This is a genomic window from Streptomyces sp. NPDC002623 (assembly GCF_053592635.1).
The window spans coordinates 1-6,159 of the sequence record NZ_JBSFWB010000093.1; the positions used below are offsets into that span (position 1 = coordinate 1).

Annotated in this window: 1 protein-coding gene; it reads left to right on the top strand. The window is 72.8% G+C overall.

What is annotated here, in order from left to right; all coding sequences use genetic code 11:
* Nucleotides 1-6,159, top strand: a 6,159-nt coding sequence (locus ACWD4O_RS48550; protein WP_451289567.1) for a beta-ketoacyl synthase N-terminal-like domain-containing protein, incomplete at both ends; no start/stop codon positions are given.

Here is a 6,159-nt window from a genome sequence, read left to right on the forward strand (position 1 = left end):
ACAAGGTGTTGCGGGCGAAGGTGGACGGCGCGGTCAATCTGCATGAGCTGACGCGCGACCTGGACCTCTCCGCCTTCGTCCTCTTCTCCTCCGCCTCCGGGATCCTGGGCGGCCCCGGTCAGGCGAACTATGCGGCGGCCAACACCTACTTGGATGCGCTCGCGCAGGTCCGCCGTGCCGACGGGCTGGCCGCCACGTCCATGGCCTGGGGCTTCTGGGAGAAGGCCAGCGGGATGACCGGGCACTTGGCCGACGCGGACACGGCCCGCCTGGCTCGTAGGGGGATCGTGCCGCTGACCGAGGAGCAGGGTCTCGCGCTCTTCGACGCCGCCCTCGCCCCGACGGCCCCCGTTCTGAGCGTGCCGATCCGCCTCGATGCCGACGCGCTGCGCGAGCAGTCCGCCGCCGGACTGCTGCCGCCGCTGCTGAGCGGCCTGGTCCGCGCTGCCAAGCGCACGGTCTCCGCTCCGGTCGGCGACGACCACGAGACCTCCGCCCTCGCCCGGCGCATCGCGGCGCTGCCGCCCGCCGAACAGGAGCGCGAGTTGGTCCAGCTCGTGTGCGGAGTCGTGGCCGCCGTCCTCGGTCATGAGTCGGGGGAGTCGGTGGGTGCGGGGCGGGCGTTCAAGGAGCTCGGGTTCGACTCGATGCTGGCGGTGGATCTGCGCAATCGGTTGAGTGCGGTGACGGGTCTGCGGTTGCCGTCCACGTTGGTGTTCGACTATCCGACTCCGGCGGCGATCGCCCGCTATGTGCGTGCGGAGTTGGTGGGTTCAGGGGCTGTCGCTGTGGGTGGGCCGTCTGCTGCCGGTGGTGGGGCGGTGGACGGGGATCCGGTCGTGATCGTGGGCATGGCGTGCCGGTTCCCGGGCGGTGTGCAGTCGCCGGAGGAGTTGTGGCGGCTGGTGGCGGAGGGACGGGACGCGATCTCCGGTTTCCCCGCCGACCGGGGCTGGGACCTGGAGGACCTCTACGACCCGGACCCGAGCGTGCCCGGGAAGAGTTACGCGTGCGAGGGCGGGTTCCTGTACGACGCGGGTGACTTCGACGCGGGCTTCTTCGGGATCTCGCCGCGCGAGGCGCTGGCCATGGACCCGCAGCAGCGGCTGCTGTTGGAGACGTCGTGGGAGGCGTTCGAGCGGGCCGGGATCGATCCGGCCGGGCTGCGCGGCAGTCAGACGGGCGTGTTCGCCGGCGTCATGTACCACGACTACGCGGCCCGTCTCGCCGAGGTCCCCGAGGAGGTGGAGGGGTACATCGGCACCGGCTCGTCGGCGAGTGTGGTGTCGGGCCGCGTGGCTTACACGTTCGGGTTCGAAGGCCCCGCGGTCACGGTGGACACGGCCTGCTCGTCGTCTCTGGTGGCCCTGCATCTGGCCGGTCAGGCGCTGCGCAGCGGCGAGTGCAGCATGGCCCTCGTCGGCGGCGTCACCGTCATGACCAACCCCGGTCTGTTCGTCGAGTTCAGCCGGCAGCGCGGAATGTCACCGGACGGGCGCTGCAAGGCGTTCTCGGCCGCGGCGGACGGGACCGGCTGGTCTGAAGGTGTCGGTGTTCTCCTCGTGGAGCGGCTGTCCGACGCCCGGCGCAACGGCCATCGCGTCCTGGCGACCGTACGGGGTACGGCGGTGAACCAGGATGGTGCGAGCAACGGGCTGACCGCGCCGAACGGTCCGTCCCAGCAGCGGGTGATCCGCCAGGCGCTCGCCAACGCGCGTCTGAGCGCCCAGGACATCGACGCCGTGGAGGCCCATGGCACCGGCACCACCCTCGGCGATCCGATCGAGGCGCAGGCGATCATCGCGACCTATGGGCAGGAGCGGGGCGCTGGTGAACGTCCTTTGTATCTGGGGTCGTTGAAGTCGAACATCGGTCATGCGCAGGCCGCGGCGGGTGTGGCGGGCGTCATCAAGATGGTGATGGCGATGCGCGAAGGCGTGCTGCCGCAGACGCTGCACGTAGACGCGCCGTCCCCGCACGTGGACTGGTCGGCCGGCGCGGTGGAGTTGCTGACCGAGGCGCACGAGTGGCCGGACACCGGCCGTCCCCGCCGGGCGGGTGTCTCGTCCTTCGGGGCGAGCGGGACCAACGCGCACGTCGTCCTGGAACAGGGACCCGACCCCGACCCGGAGCCCATTGCCGAGGACAAGACCGAGGACGGGGCCGAGGTCGATGCCGGCCCCGGAGCTGGGAACGAGGACTTTGAGGACCCCGAGGCCCGGGGTCATGTCCTGCCTTGGCTGCTGTCAGCCCGTACGCAGCATGCCCTCGCCGGTCAGGCGCAGCGTCTCGCCTCGCTCGTGCGGGCCGACGACGCACTCGGCGCGGCCGACGTCGGGCACGCGCTGGCCGTCACCCGCGCGGTGTTCGAGGAGCGCGCCGTCGTGACCGGGCGCGACCGCGAGGAGCTGCTGGCCGGGCTCGACGCGCTCGCCGCGGACCGGCCCGCGCCCGGCCTGGTGGTCGGCGCGGCCCGCCCCGACGCACGCGTCGCGTTCCTGTTCACCGGCCAAGGCAGCCAGCATCCGGGCATGGGCCGCGAGCTGTGCGAGGCGTTCCCGGTCTTCGCCGAGGCGTTCGACGCCGCGATCTTCGAACTCGACCGGCAGCTCTCCGGGTACACGGACCACTCGGTACGAGACGTCGTCTTCGGAGCCGACGACACGCACGGTCTGCTGAAGGAGACGGTCTTCACCCAGGCGGGCCTCTTCGCCCTGGAAGTCGCCCTCTACCGGCTCGTCGAGTCGTTCGGGGTGCGGCCCGAGTTCCTGTTGGGGCACTCGATCGGCGAACTCGCCGCGGCTCACGTCGCGGGTCTGTGGTCATTGCAGGACGCGGCCGTCGTGGTGGCCGCTCGGGGCCGGCTGATGCACGCGCTGCCCACGGGCGGAGCGATGATGGCCGTCTCGGTCTCCGAGCGGGAGGCGTCGGACGGCCTGGCCGCCGCACGGCGGGACGATGTGCCGGGAGCCGACGCCGTATGCGTCGCCGCGGTGAACGGTCCGACCTCGGTGGTGCTGTCCGGGGACGAGGAACCGGTGCTCGCCGTCGCCGCCCGGTTCGCGGACGCCGGGCACAAGACGCGACGGCTGCGCGTCAGCCACGCGTTCCACTCGGCGCGGATGGAGCCGATGCTGGAGGAGTTCCGGCGGATCCTGACCACCGTCTCCTACGGTGAGCCCACCATCGCGCTGGTCTCCAACCTGTCGGGGGAGATCGCGGCACCCGACGAGCTGCGCACGCCCGAGTACTGGGTGCGGCAGGTGCGCGAGGCGGTGCGCTTCGCCGACGGGGTTGCCGCGCTGGACGCGGAAGGCGTCACCGCCTTCCTCGAGCTCGGCCCCGAAGGCGTCCTGACCGCGATGGTCCGCGACACCCTGGACGCCGGGACCGGGACCGGCAGCGGCACCGGCACCGGCACCGGAACCCGCGTCGGCACCACGACCAGCACCGGTGCCGACCTCACCGCCGTTCCGATCCTGCGCCGCGAACGACCCGAGGTGGAGACGGCCGTCGGCGCGCTGGGCGTCATCCACGTGGCCGGGGCGCCCGTCCGATGGGAGCCGCTCCTCACCGGGGTGGGCAACGGGACGGCATCCGGTGCCGTGGAGCTGCCGACGTACGCCTTCCAGCGGAGCCGCTACTGGCTCGACAGCGCCTCCGGGCCGATCGCGGACGCCGCCGGCCTCGGTGTCGCCGCCGGTCGTCACCCGCTGGTCGGGGCAGCCGTCCCGCTCGCCGGAACCGACCAGATGCTGCTCACCGGACGGCTCTCGGTACGCACCCACCCCTGGCTCGCGGACCACGCCGTCGCCGGGACCGTCCTGCTGCCGGGCTCGGCGCTCGCCGAACTGGCCGTGCACGCCGCCGACACCGTCGGCTGCTCCCGAGTCACGGAACTGACCCTCGAAGCACCGCTGACCCTGCCCGAACGAGCCGGGGTGCAGGTGCAGGTCGTCATCGGCGGCGATCCGGGGGACGGCCGTCGCAGCGTCGAGCTGTACTCCCGCCCCCAGACCGCCGACGACGCAGACCCGGGCGAGGGAGCTGCCTGGACCCGGCATGCCACCGGCACCCTCTCCGCGGAGCCGGAGCCGGAGCCGGAGTCGGAGTCGGAGCCGGGCACCACTGCGGACGGCGACTCCTTCGGCTTCGGCCTGACCGCATGGCCTCCGCCCGCCGCCCAGCCCGTGAACCTGGACGGCTTCTACGAGGAGCTGGCCGAGAGCGGATACGGCTACGGGCCCGCCTTCCGGGGGCTGCGGGCGGCCTGGCGGCTCGGTGACGACGTCTACGCGGAGGTGGCGCTCGCCGACGAACTGGCGCAGTCGGCAAGCATGTTCGGGCTCCACCCCGCGCTGCTCGACGCCGCGCTGCACGCCGCGAAACTCACCGGCGCGGGAGTCGAGGACGGACTGCTCAGGCTGCCGTTCGCCTGGAACGACATCACGCTGCTGGCCGGTGGCGCCTCGGCCCTGCGGCTGCGCCTGTCCGTCACCGGCCCCGAGCGACTGTCGATCCACGCCGTCGACGGCACCGGCCAACCCGTGCTGGGCATAAGGGAGTTGGTGCTGCGCCCCGTCTCCCCCGAGCAGCTCGGCGCCGCCCGCGACGAGACGGCCGGGTTCCTCTACCGGATGCGATGGGTTCCGGTCGCCCTGACCGACGTGCCCGCGGGAACGGACGCACACGGCGAGCTCGCCGTCCTCGACTGCGCCCCGCCCCCGCCCGCGCCCGCGACCGCGGCCGTGGACGGTGTCGGGCTGGCGGACGCGGTGTCGGCGGCGACCGCCGATGTGCTGGCGGGCGTTCAGGAGTGGCTCGCCGGTGACGTCGGCCCCGAGCCGCTGGTGGTCGTCACCCACGGCGCGCTGGCCGCGTCGGCCGGCGACGCGGTGCCGGATCTCGTCCACGCTGCCGTGTGGGGGCTGGTGCGTTCGGCGCAGAGCGAGCACCCCGGCAGGCTGACCCTCGTCGACACGGACGACAGCCCCGAGTCCGCGCAACTGCTCCAGGCGGCCGCCCGCAGCGGCGAGCCGCAGTTGGTGCTCCGGGACGGACAGGCGCAGGTGCCCCGCCTCGTGCGCGCAGGAAGCGACGACAGCCACAACAGTCACAACAGTCACAACACCCAGGACAGTGGGCGCAGTGACGGCGGAGTCCTGGCGCCGCCGCCCGGCGACTGGGCCCTGCGGACCAGGGGCACCGGCACCCTGGAGGGCCTGGCCCTCCTCCCCGACGGCGACACCGCACGACGGCCCCTCGGCGAGCACGACATCCGTATCGCCGTCCGGACCGCCGGTCTCAACTTCCGGGACGTCCTGATCGCGCTCGGTGTCTACCCGGGTGCCGCGTCGATGGGTGGCGAAGGCGCCGGCGTCGTCACCGAGGTCGGTGCCGGAGTCTCCGAACTCGTCGTGGGGGACCGGGTGTTCGGGCTCTTCCCGGACGCGTTCGGCCCGCACGCCGTCGCCGACCGGCGCATGGTGGCGAAGCTGCCCGACGGGTGGTCGTGGGAGCAGGCGGCGTCGGTGCCGGTGGTGTTCCTGACGGCGTACTACGGGCTGGTGGAGCTGGGCGCACTCCGCGCGGGTGAGTCGGTGCTGATCCACGCCGGTGCGGGTGGTGTGGGCATGGCCGCGGTGCAGATCGCCCGGCATCTGGGTGCCGAGGTGTTCGCGACGGCGAGTCGCGGCAAGTGGGACACGCTGCGCTCCCTCGGTCTGGACGACGCTCATATCGCCGATTCGCGGTCGCTCGACTTCGAGGAGCGGGTGCGGGCGGCCACGGCCGGCCGGGGTGTGGACGTCGTGCTGAACTCCCTCGCCGGGGAGTTCGTGGACGCCTCGTTGCGGTTGCTGGCCGAGGGTGGCCGGTTGCTGGAGATGGGCAAGACCGATCTGCGCGATCCGGCCGCCGTCCATGCCGAACACCCCGGGACCGCGTACCTCCCCTACGACCTGCTGACGGTCGCTCCCGAGCACATGCGGGTGCTGTTCGCGGCGCTGATGCCGCTGTTCGGGTCGGGTGTCCTGGAGCCGGTGCCGGTGCGGTCGTTCGATGTGCGGCGGGCGCCGGAGGCGTTCCGGTTCATGTCGCAGGCCAGGCACACCGGAAAGCTGGTGCTGCGGATGCCCAGGGCGCTGGATCCGGGCGGGA